Origin of the sequence: Collinsella sp. CLA-AA-H167, assembly GCF_040095305.1 — a bacterium.
Lineage (GTDB): Bacteria > Actinomycetota > Coriobacteriia > Coriobacteriales > Coriobacteriaceae > Collinsella.
In genome coordinates this window covers 1-20,906 of record NZ_JBBNGA010000007.1, presented here as the reverse complement: position 1 = coordinate 20,906, position 20,906 = coordinate 1, and the positions used below count along the sequence as shown (strand labels likewise).

Here is a 20,906-nt window from a genome sequence, read left to right as displayed (position 1 = left end):
ACCGTCGACGGTTCCCCCGAAACCCAAATCGGACCGAATCAAAGCCGTCAATGCGGCAAGCAGCCAGTCCTCTACAATGAGTTCATTGTTTAAACGTTCTCGCTCGCACAGCATGTTGCATCCGAAAGGCATATTATGCTGCAGAAAATCCAACGTTTTGGCGGAGCCATGTTCGCGCCCGCCATGCTGTTTTCTATATCAGGCCTCATGGTCGGCATCTCCGCCCTCGCAACGACCGTGGATATCGTCGGCGACCTCGCCGTATACGGAACCCCCTGGTACGTTTTCTGGACTATCATTCAGCGCGGCTCGTGGACGGTCTTTAAGCGCCTTCCACTCCTTTTTGCCGTAGCGCTGCCTATCGGCCTTGCCCAAAAGCAACCGGCACGCTGCTGCCTCGAGGCGCTCGTAGCCTATTTTGCCTACTGTTTCTTTTTGAGCGAGATCATTAAGCTGAGCGGAGACAACCTTGGGCTTAAGTACCCGTCGTCTTTAACCCCCGCCAGCGGCATCACCGTCATCGACGGCATCAAGACGCTCGACACCGGCATTATCGGCCCGCTGGCGGTGTCGGCAACCGTCGTCGCGATCCATGACCGCTTCTACGATGCCAAGGTTCCCGATTGGCTCGGCACCTTCTCGGGTTCCTCGCTGGTCTACCTCATCAGCTTTTTTGCCGTGTTTGCCCTTGCCGCCATCTCGGCCGCCATCGTGCCTTTCGCATACGCTGTGACCGAAACGCTGCGCCACGCACTTGCGGGCGTCGGCCCCTTCGGCGTGGGCATCTTTGTGTTTTTGGAGCGAGCGCTCGAGCCCATGGGGCTGCACCATCTGCTCTATATGCCCATCTATTACGACAATCTGGTCATTCACGACGGTATTTACGCCACGTGGACCAACCTGCTCCCCATTCTCTCCCATAGCACGCGCCCTTTAAATGAACTTGCGCCCTGGGCAGGTTTTACCGCCACCGGCTGGGGCAAGCTCTTTGGCCTTCCCGCCATCGCGGCAGCATTCTATTTCACCGCCAAACCCGAACGCCGCGCCGGCCTTAAGGTCATCCTTTTGCCCGCCATCGTCGCCTCGGTGGTCTGCGGCGTCACCGAGCCGCTCGAGTTTCTCTTTATGTTCACCTATCCCGGACTCTTTTTGCTCTACGCCGTCCTGTCCTCCTGCCTTGCCATGACCATGAACTTCTTTGGCATCGTCGGCATCTTCTCGGGCGGTCTCATGGAAATGACGGCCTTCAACTTCATCCCACTCATGCGAATGCATGCCGGCTCCTACCTTTTGGCGCTCGGTATCGGTCTGATGTTTAGCCTCATCTTTTTTGTTAGTTTTCGAGCACTCATCTTGGTCTATGACCTTAAGACGCCGGGCCGCGAGGATCATGTCTCCAATCGCGCGGCAATCGATCGTTTAACGGGAAGCGGCTTTGCCAAAGAGCAATCTCCCAATGGCGAGGTCAGTATTCAATCCGATCAAGATCACGTCCTCGCTGAGCGGGTAATTCAGCTTTTAGGTGGCGTTGGCAATATCGTGGGCGCAACCAACTGCGCCACGCGCCTGCGCGTCGAGGTCGCAGACCCTTCCATCGTTGCAGATAACGCGTCGTTTGTCGCGGTGGGCGCCAAGGGCCTCATCATTACGGGCAAGACCGCCCAGGTGATTATCGGCATCTCCGTTCCCCGCGTTAAAGAGCATTTTGACCAGATCATGGGCCTCGAGCCGGGATTTGTGCCCACCACCTCGGCCTCCCCTGCCGCCAGCGCAGCCCATAAGCGCGGCGATATCTGCTTCTTCGATATCGACGGAACACTCGCCTGGCAAGACCCTCGAGTGGCACAAGAGCTTCCCGAGAGCGAGCGAGACCTCTCCCCCTATCCCAATGAAGCGGTCTCGCAAGCCATCCGTAATTTTGTCGCCAAGGGCAATATGGCGTTTATCTGCACAGGGCGCACGCTGAGCTGCATCCATCCAAAGCTGCTCGAGCTGCCTTGGACCGGCATCGTCTGCCTCGCGGGTGGCTATGTCGAACTTGAGGGACACGTGATTCGCGATTTGGCGATGACGCCCGGCATGCTGCAGCGCCTTGCTCCCATTCTTGAGCAATCGGACGAAGTGATTCGTTTTGAGGGACTCAATGGCGTCGTTCGCATGAGTGCCGATGCGCCCGACGCCCCCGGATACGCCCGCACCGTGGGCGATGCAATTACGCAGCTGCAACATTACAGCGCCTACAAGATCTTAATGTCCACGTCGCTTGCCAACCGCATCGCTCAGGATCAAGCGTTTGAGCCGCTGCTCTGCTTTAACGAGCTCGAGCTCGAAGTGACCGAGATTTCGCCTCGCGAATGCACCAAGCGCGAGGGTATCCAGTCCGTACTCGACGCTCTCGACCCCAACCATGGAACGGTGTATGGCATCGGTGATGCCAGCAATGACATCTCGCTGATGAACGCCGTCGACGTCGGCATCGCCATGGGCAATGCACCGGACTATCTCAAAAAGCGCGCGGACTACATCACCGACTCGGTCGACAAAGATGGCGTCGTCAAGGCGCTCGAGCACTTTGGACTGGTCTAACTACGAAACTCGTCCGACATGCGCCGTTGCCTTAAATCCCCAAACCTGCCACGCAGGCAGGCACAATGTGGCAATATGTTGCCTGCACACTACATCGATGCAACCTAAGAAAGAATGCGAGAACCCGTGTCCAGTCCGTTTACCTGCTTTTTAGCCCAGCACTTTGACCAGATTAATGCCTATCTGGCCACGTTCTTTGACGGACAGGCGACCTCTGCCGATATCGAACGCTACCTGTACGCGCCGCTCTCGGCTTTTACGGCCAACGCCGGCAAGCGCCACCGCCCGCTTATCTGCATGCTCGCCGCAACCGCAGTGGGCGGTAGCTTTGAGAGCGCCCGCAGCGCCGCGGCAGCTATCGAGCATTTCCAGTCGGGTGCGCTCATCCACGACGACATCGCCGACAACGGACAGCTTCGTCGAGGCAAGCCCTGCATGCACCTTACCGAGGGCACGGGGCTCGCCATCAATTGTGGCGACCTGGCGCTCACCATGGTCACCAAGACGGTTCTCGACGATCCCACGCTCGAGTCCGACGTGAAGCTGCGTGTGCTCCACGAGCTTACCGAGATGATCGTCCGCACCATCGAGGGTCAAGCGCTTGACCTGGGTTGGGTCCGTGACGAGCGCTTTGATATCTCGGTTGATGACTACCTGGACATGGCGACGCACAAGACCGCGTATTACAGCGGAGCCACGCCGCTTGCCGCCGGAGCCATTATCGGCGGCGGCAGCGAAGAGCAGGTCGAGGCGCTACGCGCCTTTGGCCTGCACACCGGCCTTGCCTTTCAGATTCAGGACGACCTGCTCAACTTGGTCGGCACCAAAGAGGCCGCCAACAAGGACTTCCGCACCGACATCACCGAGGGCAAACGCACGCTCGTTGCCGTGCACGCCCTGTCTGATGAGCGCCATCACGACGAGGTCGAGGCAATCCTTTCCTCGGGCACCGAGGACCCCACGCAGCTCGCGCGCGCCGTGGAGATCTTCCAGCAGACCGGCTCCATCGAATATGCTCACGCCTACGCGCTGGACCTGACCGCAAAAGCCAAGGCTGCCATCGAGAACGTTGAGCTTGACCCGCACGCACGCGAACTGTTCCTCTCCATGGCAGATTTCTTTGTGGAGCGCCTCAACTAGCGGGGGTCACAAAACCTGTGGGCAGCGCGTTTGGGTACAAGTTGCTACACTGTTGAGTGCATGTTTATGCATTGTCTCGCGTTGTCTATCCGACACGCGCTCAAAATAGTACGAATCGTACGCCGAAAGGGGTTCGTTCATGGAACCTATTACCACGGGCATGCAGGGAGCAGCCGTCGAGGATGTTCAGTCCCGCCTTCTGCAGCTCGGTTACGCCATCGATGCCGACGAGGTCGCCGACAAGCGCTTTGGCACCACCACCGAGCAGGCCGTTGGCACGTTTAGGCTCGATAGCGGCCTTGCGGCCGGTTATGCCGTCGATATCCCCTGTTGGAGCGCCCTGGTCGACGCCTCGTATAAGCTGGGCGACCGCACTCTGTATCTGCGCATGCCCAATTTCCATGGCGCCGATGTGCAGGCCCTGCAGCGCGCTCTCAACGTTTTGGGCTTTGCCTGTGGCGAAGACGACGGCTACTTTGGTCCGCATACCGAGGCCGCCCTGCAGCAGTTCCAGGAAAATGTCGGCCTGTTTGCCGACGGCATGGCCTTCCAGGACACCTACGCCTACATCAACCGCCTGCACCATGTGTGGGAGGGCAAGCCCTCGGTCACCGAAGCCGAGTCTCGCATCGGTTTTGCGCGCGCCGCCAACGTGCTCGAGCGTTTCCAGATTGCCGTCATCGGCGAGGACCCTATCGCGCGCAGCGTAGCATCGCGCATGTGGAACATCGCCACGGCGACGACCGACAGCAGCGGCATGATGCTTTGCGATTCCGAGGTTCCGACCGATGTCGACCTGGTGCTCGAGATTGCAAGCGACGAGTTGCCTGCAGACGCCGCCCCGCGCGCCACGATCGCCCTCGCCGAGTGCCACAACCTGGCCCAGCGCATCCGTACCGCCAATGTCGCCGCGCAGCAGAAGCCGGCTCGCATTCGCATTGAGCTCACGGGCATGACGCGCTACAACGGCACCTTCACGGCCAGCGACGCGCAGACGCTCGCCGTACGCCTACTCGACGGCGTTTGCGATGCCCTCGCAGATTAGGTAAACTAGACGAGTTGCTTTTGGGCAACACCACACATTGGGACGTAGTTCAACGGTAGAACTCCGGTTTTTGGTGCCGGCTGTTGGGGGTTCGAATCCCTCCGTCCCAGCCATTAAAACTGAGCGCCCTAAGCCCATAACGGCCCAGGGCGCTTTCTTGTGGGCAAGCGGAGGAATTCGAACCCGCAAGGGTGCGGAGCTGAGGAAACGCGAAGCGTTTTCCAGCGCAGCACGCAAGGAGCGAAGCGACGCAGCGGGGCGCGGCCGCCGACCAGGCGGACGCGGAATCCCTCCGTCCCACACCAGCCAAGAGCCCCTCACGTCAAGCAAATCGAGCCAACGCCGCCAAGCGGAGGAATCCGAACCCGCAAGGATGCGGAGCGACGCAGCGGGGCGCGGCCGCCGCAGGCAGACGCGGTGTCAGCACTTGGGGACGCTCCTAAGTGCCGACATTATAGGAACGTCCCCAAGTGCCGGCTCGGGACTATTTTCGAGGACCCTCCAAAGGACTGTGGCCAAAAAACGGCAAATATGAGTACTGTTACCGTTGTAGCTACATTATTTCCGTTAATAAAAGAAGATCTTAATGAGACTTATTCGCATCAAGGTCTTCCTTTAATGAACACTTGAGGAGATACGGCAGCTTATCTGCTCGATCGACACGTCAAATCACCTTAAATGTGGTCAAAATTACTGCTACTAAAAGAGTATCAGTACTCATATTTGATGTTTTTTGGCCACGGCTCTTTATAGACACCCTGCACAGCGACGGTGGTAGATTTCGGAACGTGTCCGTCAGCCCCGTTCCGAAAAGCGAGCCGCGTGCAACGGCCAAGCCACGACAGCCTCCGGGAGAGCGGGGACACCGGCTTAGGTTTATCGCGAGTTCCGCACGAACAGGAGGCCACTTAATGTGGCCTCCGTCGTGAGCAGGACTGTAGAGCAGGAAACCTAAGCCGGTGTCCCCGCTCTCCCGGGGCCGGCGGAATTTAGTTGTTCAGCATGCGGTCGAAGCTTCCCGAGTCGCCATCCCGATAGTCGGCGGTCATCAGAATCTCCTGCGGAATGCGCCCGCCCTCGCGCAGCACATTGCGGAACTGCACGCGCGTGACCATGGGCAGATCCTTGATCGTCGCCGCCAAGTTCTGCGGCACGCCCTGGTTGGCAGCCGCGGGCTCGCACTCGCCGCCGGCCTTCACGCGACGCTTATGCTCGGCGAGCATGGCGCGGTACATGCCGGCATGCAGGCGAATCTCAACCACATTGGCATTGCGAGCCTGCTCGACGATGCGCGCGCCCTCGCGGTCGATATCGCCCACGTAGTAGACGTAGTTAAAGCGATAGCCGATCTCAGCCAGATAATCGTCCAGGGCATGCGAGACGCTCGCCTTGCATCCGCCGCCAAAAATCACGCCGCCCACCTTGATGCCAAAGAGCTTAGCGTGCTTGCGGCCGCGCAGGAGCTTGACGATCTCGTCATAGGTGTCCAGGTTCTCGACCATAATGAACGGCTTATCGGCACCCAGCGTAAAGAAACCCGTAAAGTGCACGGGGCGGTTGGGGGCGACCTTAATCGCCTGCATGCTGATGCCCTTTTCGGTCATACGCCGAATTAGACGCTCACCGTGCTTGCCGTCAAAAGCCTTCTCGTCGTTAAAAATCTGGTAGGCACGCTGGCGGCGCGAGGCAACCGGCGTATCGGCACCTCGGTTTTGCTCGATCCAAGCCTGGATGATTGCGATTTCCTCGGCAATCTTGCGGTTGGACATCTCGTTGTGCTGAGTGCGCTGCGGAGCCTTTTTGCCGTCCTTGCCCTCGACCTTTACGATCTGTGTCTGCTGCTCCTTGATCTTAGAGAGCGCCGTAGGCGTAGGAACAACTTTGAGCAGCTGCCTGCCTAAAACGCGGGCAAGGGCAAACGCCGATACCTCGCCGTGGACGGCCGGCTCGGGCTGCTGGGCAGCAGTACCTGCTGCGGAAGACTCCGGCTTCTTCTGAGACTTGCGTTTAGAATCGCCTTGGGAATTGCGCTCGCGCTTCGGCATAGACGCCTGCTTCTGCGGACGATCGGACTTGCTCTCCTTCGCCGGCTGGCGCTTAGGCTGCCCCGAAGAAACCTCGGCCTTCGCATCCTCGTCCTGCGGCGTGGTCCTCTCGGCTGCAGTCTCGGCATGGGAACTGCGGCCCCCACGATGGCGACGGCGGCGAGGCTTGCTCGACGCGCCCCGCTCCGTCTGCTCATCAGTAGGCTGCTGGCCCTTGGCCTCGGCATCAGCCTCAAGCTGCGGCTCAACAGGCTTTTGCTCGCGAGCCGCCGGCTCAACGGCCTTCTCGTCCTGGGTGGTCGAAACCGACTCGCCCTTCTCCTGACGCTTTACGGGATACGCGCGTCCCGCAAAACCGCGGCCGGGACGACACGAACCCGGAGCCTTCTTGGCAGACTCCTCAACATCGTCTGCAACCTCAGAAGACTCTTCGACCTCACGCGCGGCACCCTGCTGTGCAGCCTTAAAGTGAGCACCGCGGCGGCGCTTGGGCTCTTGGGCCTCCACGGGCTTTTGCTCCTTCGTGGGCTTCTGCGACTCGGCAGCAACCTCGGCCTCAACAGCCTCGGCATCCGTCTCGCCCTTTCGAGCAACGGCGCGACGGAAGCGCTCCTGCTGGGCGCGGCGCTGTGCATCGCGCTTGCCGCCCCCGCCAAAACCGCCGCGTCCTGCCTTGGCCGTAAAGGCACGCACAACGTTCTCATCGAGCAACTCATCGGTATCGACATGCTCACGCGGAGCAACTTCTTCCACAGCAGGCACGTCAGCGGAATCCTCGACGACAAAATCTTCGACGGACTCGGCAGGTTGCTCCTGGGCATCGCGGATCTCGGCATTGATGGTATAGAACGCCGGGCGCCCGTTAATGCCACTACCCTCGATCTTGGTCACGATATTTGCCGCGATAAGCTCATCGCGCATCGCCTTGGTGTCGCACTCCTTATCGACGGAGCGGAAAATCTGCGCCAGCGCACTCGACTTAATCTTGAGCGCCTTGCGGCAAAGCAGGTCGTAGGCAACCAGCTTGGCACGCTCGGCAGAAAGCGATGTCTGGCTGCTCAGACGCTCAGCCAGGGCATCGACATTGTTTTGATTATCGGAATATACCGTCTTGGCCACGGGGCCCCTTTCATATGCACACATATACGTCCATATGGTACAACGCACGAGCCTATCCACGCAAAACATCTGCGAGAACGCCCTTGCACCACCTGTTCTCACAAGAAAAAAGACCGGGTCCGCTTGATTGCGGACCCGGTCTTTCCGAGTCAAATAGACGGGAGATTCAACCCGTCCGACCGACTAGGCCTTGGCGGCCTCGGCGTCGGCAGGAGCTTCAGCGGCAGCGGCGCGACCGTACTCGGCCTTGCCCATCTCGGACCACTCGGGCTCCTCATCAGGCATGGAGCCAGCCTCCTTGCCGAAGAACTCCTTGAGGCAGTTGACGGCGACGATGAGGCCCAGGACCATCAGCAGAACGGCAAAGACGAGCTGCAGGCCCTTGGTGGCGGCGACGGAGACGGCGGCCGTGGTGGCGGTAGCCGGGATGGTACCGAAGAAACCGTAGGCCTGGACGGCGGTCATGCAGCCCATGGCGCTCTGGACCAGCGAGGTGAAGGTGCAGCAGAGCAGGAAGGCGACGGGCACGTAGAGCATCCAGCCCTTGCGACCGGTGCACTTGCAGAACACGGCGAGGGTGATCATGGTCATACCGCCGAGCAGCTGGTTGGAAGCACCAAAGAGCGGCCAGATGTTGGCATAGCCACCAAAAGCGAGGGCGAGACCGGGAAGCAGGGTAACGACCGTGGCGAACCAGGGGTTGCCGAGGACCTTCATATAGCCGGCCTTGGACTCGATGGCCAGAGCATCGTTGGTCTGGGCAAAGAACTCGGAGAACGAGGTGCGGGCGATGCGGGCGACGGCGTCGAGCGAGGTCAGGGCCAGAGCGGAGACGTTCATAGTCATGAAGACGGTAGCGAGCGTGCCGTCAACACCGAAGGCCTGCATACCGCGGGAGATGCCAGCGGCGAAGATCTGGAACGGGGTGGAAGCGACACCAGCGTTGAGGGCGCCGGTACCGGCGGTGTTCATATCGGAGAACATGATGCCGGCGACGATGATGGCAAGGATGCCGACGAAGGACTCGACGATCATTGCGCCGTAACCGACCTTGACGGCGTCCTGCTCCTTCTCGACCTGCTTAGAAGAGGTGCCGGAAGAAACGAGGCTGTGGAAACCGGAGAGAGCACCGCAAGCGACGGAGACGAACAGGACCGGGAACATCATGCCGGAGGCAGTGGAGAAGCCGGTGAAGACCGGAGCGGTGATGGTGGCCTGACCGTTGACGCCCAGGACGACGATGCCGAGGACAGCGCAAACGATCATGACGATCATCATGATGGAAGTGAGGTAGTCACGCGGGGTCTTGAGCATCTGGATGGGCATAGCGCCAGCGAAGACCAGGTAGACCATGACGACGGCGAACCACTGGAACTTATCCAGGTAGACCGGGAACTGCATACCGACGGCAAACATGAGAACCATGAGGACCACGCCGGTGACGAACTCGGTAGCACCGGTGAGGTTGAACTTCTTCTGGGCCCAACCAAAGGCGATAGCGACGAAGGTGAACAGGATGGAGATGGTACCAGCGCAGCCGGCGGCATAGGACTTGGTGAAGTCGATGGCACCGGTAGCAGCACCAGAAGCGTCAACGGCCGGGGTGAACATGAACGTCTTGCAGACCATGTCGGTGAAGGCGGCGATGACGATGATGCAGAACAGCCAGCAGAACAGCAGGAACAGGCGACGGCCGGTCTTGCCGATGTACTTCTCGATGAGCTGAGCGAGCGACTTGCCGTTGTTCTTCATCGAAGCGTACAGAGCACCAAAGTCGTGGACGGCGCCAAAGAAGATGCCGCCGACGAGGACCCAGAGCACGACGGGCAGCCAGCCAAAGGCCATGGCGACGATCGTACCCGTGACAGGGCCAGCACCGCAGATCGAGCTGAACTGGTGCGAGAACGCGGTAAAGGCGGAGACGGGCGAGAAGCTCTTGCCGTCCTTCATGCGCTTGGCCGGCGTGAGGGCCTCTTTGTCAACGCCCCACTTGTTGGCCAGCCAGCGGCCGTAGCCCAGATAGCCGCAGGCGAGCACCGCCGCGGCCACAACCATGAGCAAAACTCCGTTCATTACATTTCCTCCTCTAAAAAGAACTTCCTAGACATAAAAAATGAGGGCCGTCGGTTGCGCTCGACGGCCCTCATCTTCATCAGCCGCCCGTTATCGTACGGGCTAGCTGTATGTGCTAACCCGCATCAGATAATTACTACGCTGATAATGTTTAGCTGATGCGTGAACATGTCTAAAAAATCCTCTTCAATCATGATGCGAACGATCCGTGCGTGTTCACATCCCCCAGTGGATGAAAAGGAGTATGAAACTTTAGTTACCTAAAGTCAACGCAAATATGTAATGAATTTTCAACTTTTTTGAATTTCTCGGTATAAAACGCCACTGACCTCGGACTTTACCGAACGACAGTTTTTGCTTAAGAGATGCCCCTGAGAGCCGCGGGAGCCGGGCGGCGCATTTGAACTTTCCTGCTCTACAGTCCTGCGCAAGACGGAAAGCACATTAAGTGCTTTCCTTTGCGTGCGGAACTCGCGATAAAGTTCATATGCGCCGCCCGGCTCCCGCGGCTCTCAGGGATTCCCATCCCAAATGTGCGGAGCAAAGCTCCGCACGCCAACTTTTTCTTTCAGCTAAAGAACGCCGGAAATTCGACACTGGCTTGTTAACCTTGCTGGACGTTGTCGACGCCAAACCAGCTCAGAAGCTACATCAATACAGAAAGGTCCCCGGCCGGAGGGGCCGGATATAAGGTTTATCGCGAGTTCCGCACGCAAAGAAGGCCACTTAATGTGGCCTTCGTCTTGCGCAGGACTGTAGAGCAGGAAACCTTATATCCGGCCCCTCCGTCCGGGGACCGCGCCGTACCAGCTACAGCGTCATGTTTGGATCGGCGTCGACGTCGAACGGCGAGATTTCACCTCGGTCGAATTTACGGCGAGCGACCTCCGCGATCATGGCTGCGTTATCGGTACAGGCAGACAAAGGTGGCACCGTTACGCGGATCCCCTGACGCCCAAGCTTCTTAATCATCATCTCGCGCAGATGCGGGTTGGCCGAGACGCCGCCGCCGATGCAGTATTCCTTGCATCCGGTGGCATGCAGGGCGTTTTTGGCCTTCTTGTACTGCACGTCAAAGACAGCTGCCTCAAACGAAGCCGCCAGATCGGGCAGGTGAATCGTGCGCCCGGCTTTGGTCTCCTGTTCAATGTAGAGCGTCACGGCCGTTTTAAGACCCGAAAGCGAGAAACGATAGTCTCCCCTGCTGTTAAGCGCGCGAGGAAAATCGATCGCGCGGGGGTTGCCCGTCTCGGCCAGCTTGGAGATGATGGGGCCACCGGGATAGCCCAGACCCAACGCCTTGGCTACCTTGTCGAAGGCCTCGCCCACAGCATCGTCGAGTGTCTCACCAAGTACCTCGTAGTCGCCCCATGCCTTCACGTGCACGAGCATGGTATGACCGCCCGAGACGAGCGTGAAGATAAACGGCGGCCTGAGATCGGGCTGCGCCAGCAGGTTGGCGAACAGATGGCCCTCCAGATGGTTGACGCACACGAGCGGCTTGCCGGCGGCATAGGCAAAGCCCTTGGCGAAGGCGACGCCCACTACCAGAGCACCCACCAGGCCCGGACCCTGTGTCACGCCAACAGCGGCGAGTTCGCTCGGCGCGATGGCTCCACCCTCAAGACCAAGCGATGCTGCGGCATCCTCGAGCGCCGCATCCACGACACTCACAATCACCTCAACGTGTTTGCGCGAGGCGATCTCGGGCACCACGCCGCCAAAGCGGGCGTGAAAATCAATCTGTGTCGACACCTGGTTGGCCAGCATATTGCCATCCGCATCGATAATCGCCACGGCCGTCTCGTCGCAGGAGCTCTCGATAGCGAGCACTAGGCGGCGGCGCTCAATTTCGGCACGCTCCCCCTCGGAGCGCCCAGGCGCAGGCAGCGGCCATACGCGCTGCTCTGCCGCCGTCGGCTCGGGCGAAGCATTGTCGACCGGAAGCACCAGGGGCAGCGGAGCCGTCATGACGATGGCGTCCTTGCCGGCACCATAGTAGCCGCGGCGACGGCCAGCCTCGGTAAAGCCCAGAGCGTTATAAAGCGCGGTCGCTCCCTCGTTACCGTCCTCGACCTCGAGCGAAGCCGTAGTGCAGCCGAGCATCTGGGCATCATAGCTCACATGCGACAGCAGCTTGCGGGCAATGCCCTCACGGCGATGTGCCGGGTCGACGGCGACATCCAGAATCTGCACATCACCGTCCACGACCATACCGCCGGCAAGGCCCAGCAGCTTGCCGTCGTCGTGTGCCACCCACCAACTACGCGGCGCAGCGACGTCCTCGCCCAGTTCGGACAGGAACATGCCCGGCGTCCACGCCTTGTGTCCGGCACCTTCAAAGCAGGCAGCCTCTAGCGCGCTCGCGCCCTCGGCATCCGCCGCGCCCATGGGACGGAACTGCAGATGACGACCGGCGAGCTCATCGGCAACGCCCGTAATTTCGCTCTGTGCACTCTCAGCAAGACCAAGACGCTTGCGCTCGTTTTCCTCGGCATCCGAAAGGCGCGTGTAAATCGGCAGGACGCGAGCCGGATCGCCGTCACCCGCAGCGTGCGCGAGCAGCAAGCCCTCGCCCGAAGGCCACCACAGGTCGCGCTCCACGCAGCGGACGGTCTCGTCCTCACCCAGCAGCTTGCCATAGCGCACGAGACCGTCACCGGTCAGCTGAACCTGGTCCCAGTCCGCTGCTCGGCGCCACTCATCGAGCGCCACGGCGGCCTTGACCACGTGTTCGCGCTCAAATTGACGCTCGGGGCCCTCATCGACCAGCATATACAGCGCCGGATATACCTCACCGCGCATAGCATCGGCCAAGATACCAAGCTTGCCGCGCACGCCAGCCTTCCACGCCGTCCAAGCGCAAGCATCGAGCGTCGACACGCCCAGCAGCGGAACATTGGCACCACGCGCGAGGCCCTTGGCAGTGGAGATGCCGATGCGCACACCCGTAAACGACCCCGGGCCGCGGCCGACCACGTAGCAACCAACATCGCTGCGATCCAGACCGGCTTGAGCCAGCACGCCATCAACGGTATTCACGAGCTCAACGTTGGCGTGACGGCGACACATGTGGTCGCCACTCACGAGCTTCGTCTCGCCCGTCTGCCCATCAATCCATCTTGCCGCGCAGGCAAGCATGTCGGTCGAGGTATCGAGCGCCACCACCAGCGCGTTGTCGTTATGCAAGCTCATCTTGTACAGCCTTATCAATCAAATGGGAAAGCTCCATTGCGCGGTCACCGTGCGCCTCGAGCGTTATCGTTCGCACGTCGCTGTCGCCCTCATCACGCCTGAGCGTCACCGAAAGATACTCATCCGTCAGCTCGTCCTGGAATTGTTCGCCCCATTCCAGCAGGCAAGCACCCTCATAGCCCAGCACATCGAAAATGCCCGTATCCTCGAGCTCGTAGGCATGCTCCAGGCGGTATAGATCAAAGTGAAACAGCGGAATACGACCTTGATCGTGAACGGCCATGAGCGCAAACGTAGGGCTCGTAACCATATGCCCATCGCCCAGCCCGCGCGAGACGCCCTTGGTAAAGTGAGTTTTGCCCACTCCCAGGCCACCGGTCAGGATGAGCACATCGCCGTCCTCAAGGCACGGTGCAATTAGCTCGCCAAAGTACTCCGTATCGGCAGCACTAGCCGTTTTGTAAGTGCCTACCCCCAGGCGCTCCAGGGACATATACGCTCCTTATTATTCCGAGGCGTCCTCTGGCGCGGGATGTCGCTCCAGATAGTCGCCCAGCATCTTAAAGTCTTCCTCCAGCAGCTCCTGCCATGCCGGATTGCGCAGCGCTGCTGCCGGATGGAAAGTGGGCATTACTACAAAATGCCCCATCTGGTGGAACCTGCCGCGCAGCTTAGTAATGCCAATCTCGGTCTTAAGCACAAAGTGCGTCGCGGGGTTGCCGAGTGTCACGATAATATCGGGCCAGATGCTTCGAATCTGCTCACGCAAAAACGGCGAACAAGCCAGCACTTCCTCGGGACGCGGATTGCGGTTTCCCGGCGGGCGGCACTTAAGCACGTTGGCAATGTAGACGTCTTCGCGTTTGAGCCCCGCCAGCGACAAAATGCCGTTGAGGTCCTCGCCTGCCGCCCCCACAAAGGGCTCGCCCTGCAAATCCTCATTGCGGCCCGGCGCCTCGCCAATAAACATCACGCGGGCGCTGGGGCTTCCCACGCCAAACACGATATTGTGGCGCGACTGGTAAAGCTGGCAAAGGTGACAATCGCCCAGAACGGCCTCGATCTCCTCGAGTGCGACCTCACGCGGCGCCTGATGGCTATGGCCGGGGATGTGCATGACGCCCATAGCGGCTCCTACACGTAGACCTTGTCGAGACGCATGCCAAAGCCGCAGGCGACCTCGTAGTTAATCGTTCCGCGCAGTCGGGCCATCTCGTCCATAGTGATCTCGGCGTCGCCATCGCGGCCGACAATGATCATCTCGTCACCATACTCGGCCTCGGGAATCTCGTGTGCCGGGTTGGACTGAATGGCGACCATAAACTGGTCCATGCAGATATTGCCAACCTGATGCACGCGCTCGCCGCGATACAGCACATCCATACGATTGGAAAGCGTACGCGATAGGCCATCGGCATAACCGATCGGCAGCGTGCAGATCTGAACGCGCGTACGCGGTACGCGGTAGGTAAAACCGTAGCCCACGCCCTCGCCCATCGCAGGGTGTGCCACGCGCGTCACGCGCGCATGGACGCTCATAACGGGATCAAGCTGCATCACGCGGCCACTCAGCTCGCACGGCTGCATGCCATACAAGCCGACGCCGGCGCGAATCATATCAAAATGCATCGAGGGGTCGAGCATCGAGGACGGCGTGTTGGCGCAGTGCACGATACCGCACTCAAAGCCCGCATCCTTAATGGCCTGAACGGCCTCGGTAAAGCGCTGACACTGCAGTTTGTAGTCCCAGCCCGAAGGTTCATCGGCCGTGGCGAAGTGAGTAAATACGCCGTCGCACTGAATACCGCGATGGAAATTAATACCGCGGACAAAGTCGAGCACCTGCGTGTAATGTACGCCAATGCGGTTCATGCCCGTCTCGATGGCGAGATGATACTTGCCCACCTTGCCCGCCGCGACGGCACATTCGCCATACGCAAGAGCAAAGTCAGACGTATAGACCGAGGGCATGATATCAAACTCGAGCAACGTCGGAATAGCCTCGATAGGCGGCTCGCTTAGGATGAGGACGGGTTTCGTAATCCCGCCCTGTCGGAGCTCAACGCCCTCGTTAACCGTCGCCACGGCAAACATGTCGGCACCGGCCGAATACATGATCTTGGCGCACTCAACAGCTCCATGACCATAAGCATCGGCCTTGACCACGCAGCACAGGCGCTGACGCGGATTCAGCAAGTTCTTATAGGCCCTCGTGTTGCGACGGAGCGCCCCGCGGTCGATCTCGACCCAGGACCAGCGCGTCAAATCGGCTTTATTCATGATTAGTCATCCGACCCTTCGTCCATGATTCCCAGATCTTCGAGCGCATCCTTTGCCGCCAGTTCCATGGCAGGACCGATCAAGTCGATAAGATCGGTCGCGATGACGCTCTTCTCACCATACTCCGTCGCCGCGGCAAAACCGGCGTAGCTGTGAAGTGCGACGGCGTACGAATACAGCAACTCCCAACGATCCATCTCGTCGCGCATGGTGGCAAGCGTGCCGGCCAAAATACCCGCGAGAACATCACCCGAACCGGCAGTTGCCAGAGAAGCCGGACCCGAGAGCGGCAGCAGCACACGCTCAACGCCACAGATAGCCGTCGTCGGCCCCTTGGCAATGACCACCAGATTGTCGGAGCCTGCAGCCCAGACAACCTTCTGCGCGGCCGCAATCGCGGTACCGAGGTCGTTCACCTCGTCACCGGCAACCAGACGCGAAAGCTCACGATAGTGCGGTGTCATAACCAACGGCTGCTCGCGACGATACATCTCGGGGTTACTATCAATACCGTCAATGGCAATCTTAGCAAGGCAGTTGAGTGCATCGGCGTCCAAAATTAGCGGTACATCAAGCTCGAGCAAGCCCGAAACCACCTGCATAGCGCCGGCAGACGTCGTCATACCGGGGCCGCACAGCACGCAGCTGTACTTCTTTGCGATCTCGCACACCGTCATGCGCGCAGCGGCGCCAAAGGAGCCGCGGGAATCAGACGGAATAGCAAAGACCGGAATCGAAGGAAGTGCCATGCGAATGAGATTGGCGCAGGCGTCAGGAGCCGCGACTGCCACGTAACCAGCACCCGCGCGAGCTGCAGACTTGGCCGCCATAATGGCAGCACCAGGATATTGCGCTGATCCGGCGACAATAAGCACGGAGCCACGGGAATACTTATCGATATTCGATGGTAGCGGAGCAAAGTAATCAACTAAGTCACCGGGCTCGACAATCTCGGCGGCGTGGTCGACATCATCGATGACCTCGTCAAGACGGTCGTAAAGATTGCCGCAGATCAAATCGCCGGCATACTCAGGACCATCAGCGCTATACAGACCAATCTTGGGCGCAATCATCGTCACCGTGCGCTCGGCACGAATGCAGTCGTCATCAACAACGCCCGTCTCGGCATTCAGGCCCGAGGGGACATCAATGGATACGACACAATCGGCGCATTCATTGACCGTAGGAATCCAAATGGAGAACGGCGCACGCAGATTCCCGTGGAAACCGGTACCAAAAATGGCATCGACAACAACATCGGCCTTATCGATCAAAACCTCGAGTTCGTCACGCGAGGGACCGACGCAAACGTGCACATCGCGGCCGGCAGTTCGACGAGCAACATGACGTGCCAGAGCAGCAGGAATCTCATCCGGCTCAACCGGAGAAACGATATCCACGTCCACACCCTTGTGGCTCAGGATATCGGCGGCAACCCAACCGTCGCCGCCATTATTACCAAAACCGACCAGAACGAGAACCCGATCGGGATTGAGCTTCAAGACCTCGTTGGCGGCAAACTCACCCGCTAGCTCCATAAGCTCGGCCTTCGAAGTCCCTTCGCGTTCGATGATATCCTCGAGACGAACGACTTCTTCGGTACTCAAAACCGGTTTCATCTATGCTCCTAGCGTATCTTGCGAAGCATCGCCCAGGTGCTCCGTCAATGCTGAATTCTGCAGCTGTTCAAGCTCATCTAAAACAGAGCGAGCCTCTTTAAATGTCTGCGCAACGCGTTTCTTGTTGCTCACTTTTTCTTCCTTAGGCTTAGGTCGAGCATCTTCGGTAATGGCGATGGCATTCGCAACGGCTAAGTCTCCTGTAAGCGTAATGGAAAGAGCGACCTCAACAACACCCAGCTCTTGAGCGATCTCGAGTGCACGGCCCGAAAGCAGCGCCTTCGGCTTGCCGAGTTTATCACGCGTTACCGAAACATCCTGGCGACCCACGCCTTGACTAAAACCCGTGCCAAGAGCTTTAAGCACCGCCTCGCGCGAAGCAAAGCGGCTCGCATAGTGAGCAGCGGGACGCGATGATGCATCGCAATACGCGCGCTCTTCTTCGGTAAACACACGCCGAGCAAACGACGGCGTCTTTTCAAGAATTGATTTCATACAGGAAATCTCGACGATATCAACGCCGATACCAGCTTCAGCCATGTTCACCTCCATATCGCACAGACTAAGTTATTGTAGCCCGTTCACAGAAGATGCGACAAACGAGGGTTATAAAACACAGCTACTATGTGAGACAAAACCCGTTAACGCAAAAAAGGGGGAGGCCGCGAGGCCTCCCCCTTCTTCAAGTCATCCGACGGCTCGGTGCCGTCCACCGGTCAGCGGCGCCCTGGCCTCCCACGGGCTGGCCCCGCAGTACTCTCGGCGCGATGGGGCTTAGCTTCCGGGTTCGGAACGGGACCGGGCGTGCCCCCCATGCTCTGGCCGCTGACCGGTGGGCGGCGCCCACCGTTACGGTGTCCTGGGTCTCATCTACGTGCCCTGGGGGCCGCATGGCGCATAGGGGAGATGACTCGGGGGCATCCTCGTGCCCGGACCGCGCGCATGAGCGCTGGGTCCCGCGGGCCGCGAGGTGCGGTTCCGGAAGAGCTCGGGCGATTAGTGCGGCTCGGCTGAGGACGTCGCCGTCCTTGCACCTGCCGTCTATCGACCAGGTAGTCTACCTGGGCCCTTACCGGAAGGAGAACTAATCCCTGGAACGGCTTCCCGCTTAGATGCCTTCAGCGGTTATCCGCGCCGCACGCGGCTACCCGGCCGTGCCGTTGGTCGACAACCGGTTCACCGGAGGTGCGTCCACCCCGGTCCTCTCGTACTGGGGGCAGCCTCCATCGATTCTCCTGCGCCCACGGAGGATAGGGACCGAACTGTCTCACGACGTTCTGAACCCAGCTCGCGTACCGCTTTAAACGGCGAACAGCCGTACCCTTGGGACCTGCTCCAGCCCCAGGATGCGATGAGCCGACATCGAGGTGCCAAACCTTGCCGTCGATGTGGACTCTTGGGCAAGATCAGCCTGTTATCCCCGGAGTACCTTTTATCCGTTGAGCGACGGCCCACCCACTCGGGGCCGCCGGATCACTAGAGCCTGCTTTCGCACCTGCTCGGCTTGTGGGCCTCGCAGTCAAGCCCGCTTGTACTCTTGCATTCAAAAGGACGGTTGCCGACCGTCCCGAGCGGACCTTCGCGCGCCTCCGTTACCCTTTAGGAGGCGACCGCCCCAGTCAAACTGCCCGCCTGGCACGGTCCCCGAGCCGGTTGACGGCCTCGGGTTAGGACGCCGGTCGCGCGAGGGCAGTATTCCAAGGGCGGCTCCCCGGGGGCTGGCGCCTCCGGATCTGTGCCTCCTGCCTATCCTCTACACGCGGGACCAGCGGCCAATGCCAAGCTGCAGTGAAGGTTCACGGGGTCTTTCCGTCCTTCCGCGGGTAAGTCGCATCTTCACGACCAGTGCAATTTCACCGGGTCCATGGTCGAGACAGCGCCCAAGTCGTTGCGCCTTTCGTGCAGGTCGGAACTTACCCGACAAGGAATTTCGCTACCTTAGGACCGTTATAGTTACGGCCGCCGTTTACCGGGGCTTGGCTTCGGGGCTTCGCCTTGCGGCTAACTCCTCCGCGTGACCTTCCGGCACCGGGCAGGCGTCAGACCCTATACGTCGCCTTGCGGCTTCTGCAGAGTCCTGTGTTTTTGGTAAACAGTCGCTTGGGCCTCTCCACTGCGGCCCGCCTCCGCTCCCGGAGCAAGTCCGTTCACGTACGCGCGGGCACCCCTTCTCCCGAAGTTACGGGGCCATTGTGCCGAGTTCCTTGACCATGGTTGACCCGATCGCCTCGGTATGTTCTACCCACCCACCTGTGTCGGTTTGCGGTACGGGCGCGCACGCGCCTGCCTAGGGGTTTTTCTAGGGACCTCGGGCTCACTCGCTTCGCTTGATCGCTTCGTCCGGAGCCTCGCCCTCGTGCGGACCGGATTTCCCTGGTCCGCGGGCCGCGCTCCATCACGGGGACGTCCAGAACCCCGCCGAGCCACCCCCATCCGTCGCCCCGTCGGTCGTAGCGCCGCGTGCGCGGTGCAGGAATGTCTGCCTGCTGCGCGTCGGCTACGCCTACCGGCCTCGCCTTAGCCCCCGACTGACCCTGGGAGGATTAGCCTTGCCCAGGAAACCTCGGGTTCACGGCGGACGAGTTACTCTCTCGTCTCTCGCTACTCATGCCAGCATTCTCACTCCCATGCGCTCCACCGCCGGTCGCCCGGCGGCTTCACCGCCCATGGGAAGCTCCCCTACCGATTCTGAAAATCAAAATCCCGCCGCTTCGGTGTCCAGCTTAGCCCCGTGTATTGTCGGCGCATGTCCACTCGACCAGTGAGCTGTTACGCACTCTTTGAATGGATGGCTGCTTCTAAGCCAACATCCTGGTTGTCTGGGCGGACGCACATCCTTTGCCACTCGGCTGGAACTTGGGGACCTTAGCGGGCGGTCCGGGCTGTTTCCCTCTCGAGCACACAGCTTAGCCCACATGCTCTGACTGCCGCGCTCTGGGCCGCCGGCATTCGGAGTTCGGTTGGATTCGGTAGGCGGCGAAGCCCCCTCGTCCATCCGGTGCTCTACCTCCGGCGGTGAACGCGCGACGCTAGCCCTAAAGCTATTTCGGGGAGAACGAGATATCTCCGGGTTTGATTGGCCTTTCACCCCTATCCGCAGGTCATCGCCGCCGTTTTCAACCGACGTGCGTTCGGCCCTCCACGGGGTCTTACCCCCGCTTCAGCCTGCCCACGGATAGCTCACCCGGCTTCGCGTCCGCGGCGCGGGACTCAAGTCGCCCTGTTAAGGCTCGCTTTCGCTCCGGCTCCCTTTCGGTTAACCTCGCCCCGCGCCAGCGACTCGCTGGCTCATTCTACAAAAGGCACGCCGTCACACCGTATAGGTGCTCCGACTGCTCGTGGGCGCACGGTTTCAGGTACTGTTTCACTCCCCTCCCGGGGTGCTTTTCACCTTTCCCTCACGGTACTGGTGCGCTATCGGTCACAGGGTAGTACTCAGGCTTGGATGGTGGTCCACCCAGGTTCGGACCGGGTTTCACGTGCCCGGCCCTACTCAGGGACCGCGTCGCGCCGTCCGGTCTGGGTTCGCGTACGGGGCTGTCACCCGCTGCGGCCGGCCCTCCCATGCCGTTCCGCTCCCCAGCCGGACCTGCGCCCGGGGGCGGCAGCCCCCGGATGCGCGGCCCTGCAACCCCGTCGGCGGAACCCCTGCCGGGTACGCCCGCTCGACGGTTTGGCCATCGGTCCCCTTTCGCTCGCCGCTACTCGGGGAGTCTCGAGATTGATTTCCTCTCCTCCGGGTACTTAGATGTTTCAGTTCCCCGGGTTGTCCTCCCCGCCCCTATGTGTTCGGGGTGGGGATAT

11 protein-coding genes, 1 tRNA gene and 2 rRNA genes are annotated in these 20,906 nt (G+C 60.2%); 4 read left to right on the top strand and 10 right to left on the bottom strand.

The genetic code is table 11. The features are described from left to right. Positions 1 to 135: 135 nt before the first annotated feature. The 4 genes from AAAT03_RS05775 (at position 136) to AAAT03_RS05760 (ending at position 4,884) form a co-directional block, all read left to right on the top strand. Positions 136 to 2,586 carry a PTS transporter subunit EIIC gene (locus AAAT03_RS05775; RefSeq protein WP_349102824.1) on the top strand — a complete coding sequence of 817 codons (2,451 nt, stop codon included), beginning with the start codon at positions 136 to 138 and terminating at the stop codon, positions 2,584 to 2,586. Positions 2,587 to 2,712: 126 nt separating this feature from the next. Further along, a complete protein-coding gene (locus AAAT03_RS05770; RefSeq protein WP_349102823.1) occupies positions 2,713 to 3,726 on the top strand; it encodes a polyprenyl synthetase family protein in 1,014 nt (337 codons plus the stop codon). Between the two features lie 139 nt (positions 3,727 to 3,865). Next, positions 3,866 to 4,771, top strand: a complete 906-nt coding sequence (locus AAAT03_RS05765; protein ID WP_192934558.1) for a peptidoglycan-binding protein — start codon at positions 3,866 to 3,868, stop codon at positions 4,769 to 4,771. Positions 4,772 to 4,809: 38 nt separating this feature from the next. Continuing rightward, positions 4,810 to 4,884: transfer RNA gene (locus tag AAAT03_RS05760), tRNA-Gln, on the top strand. An 876-nt stretch (positions 4,885 to 5,760) separates the two neighbouring features. Here the strand turns inward: AAAT03_RS05760 and AAAT03_RS05755 are convergent. The 10 genes from AAAT03_RS05755 to AAAT03_RS05710 all read right to left on the bottom strand — a co-directional run. After that, positions 5,761 to 7,935 carry a hypothetical protein gene (locus AAAT03_RS05755; protein WP_349102822.1) on the bottom strand — a complete coding sequence of 725 codons (2,175 nt, stop codon included), beginning with the start codon at positions 7,933 to 7,935 and terminating at the stop codon, positions 5,761 to 5,763. A 183-nt stretch (positions 7,936 to 8,118) separates the two neighbouring features. After that, positions 8,119 to 10,008, bottom strand: a complete 1,890-nt coding sequence (locus tag AAAT03_RS05750; RefSeq protein WP_118227263.1) for a carbon starvation CstA family protein — start codon at positions 10,006 to 10,008, stop codon at positions 8,119 to 8,121. Positions 10,009 to 10,818: 810 nt separating this feature from the next. Continuing rightward, positions 10,819 to 13,203 (bottom strand): tRNA (adenosine(37)-N6)-threonylcarbamoyltransferase complex transferase subunit TsaD, encoded by a 2,385-nt coding sequence (gene tsaD / locus AAAT03_RS05745; protein ID WP_349102821.1) that lies wholly within the window; start codon positions 13,201 to 13,203, stop codon positions 10,819 to 10,821. Continuing rightward, the gene (gene tsaE, locus AAAT03_RS05740) at positions 13,190 to 13,696 is read right to left on the bottom strand and encodes a tRNA (adenosine(37)-N6)-threonylcarbamoyltransferase complex ATPase subunit type 1 TsaE (RefSeq protein WP_349102820.1); all 507 of its coding nucleotides are present in this window, start codon (positions 13,694 to 13,696) and stop codon (positions 13,190 to 13,192) included. Before tsaE ends, tsaD begins: the two co-directional genes overlap by 14 nt. 12 nt (positions 13,697 to 13,708) lie before the next feature. After that, on the bottom strand, positions 13,709 to 14,329 hold the full coding sequence (locus AAAT03_RS05735) for a uracil-DNA glycosylase (protein WP_273377370.1): 621 nt from the start codon (positions 14,327 to 14,329) through the stop codon (positions 13,709 to 13,711). 8 nt (positions 14,330 to 14,337) lie between these two features. Further along, positions 14,338 to 15,483 (bottom strand): alanine racemase, encoded by a 1,146-nt coding sequence (gene alr / locus AAAT03_RS05730; RefSeq protein ID WP_117774251.1) that lies wholly within the window; start codon positions 15,481 to 15,483, stop codon positions 14,338 to 14,340. Between the two features lie 2 nt (positions 15,484 to 15,485). Then, the gene (locus AAAT03_RS05725; RefSeq protein ID WP_082435564.1) at positions 15,486 to 17,102 is read right to left on the bottom strand and encodes an NAD(P)H-hydrate dehydratase; all 1,617 of its coding nucleotides are present in this window, start codon (positions 17,100 to 17,102) and stop codon (positions 15,486 to 15,488) included. After that, positions 17,103 to 17,642: a holo-ACP synthase gene (acpS, locus tag AAAT03_RS05720; RefSeq protein WP_349102819.1), complete on the bottom strand. Its 540-nt coding sequence runs from the start codon at positions 17,640 to 17,642 to the stop codon at positions 17,103 to 17,105. It abuts the gene before it with no gap. Positions 17,643 to 17,816: 174 nt separating this feature from the next. Beyond that, positions 17,817 to 17,932, bottom strand: a 5S ribosomal RNA gene (gene rrf / locus AAAT03_RS05715). Positions 17,933 to 18,078: 146 nt separating this feature from the next. Next, positions 18,079 to 20,906 (bottom strand): 23S ribosomal RNA (locus AAAT03_RS05710); the annotation flags it as partial.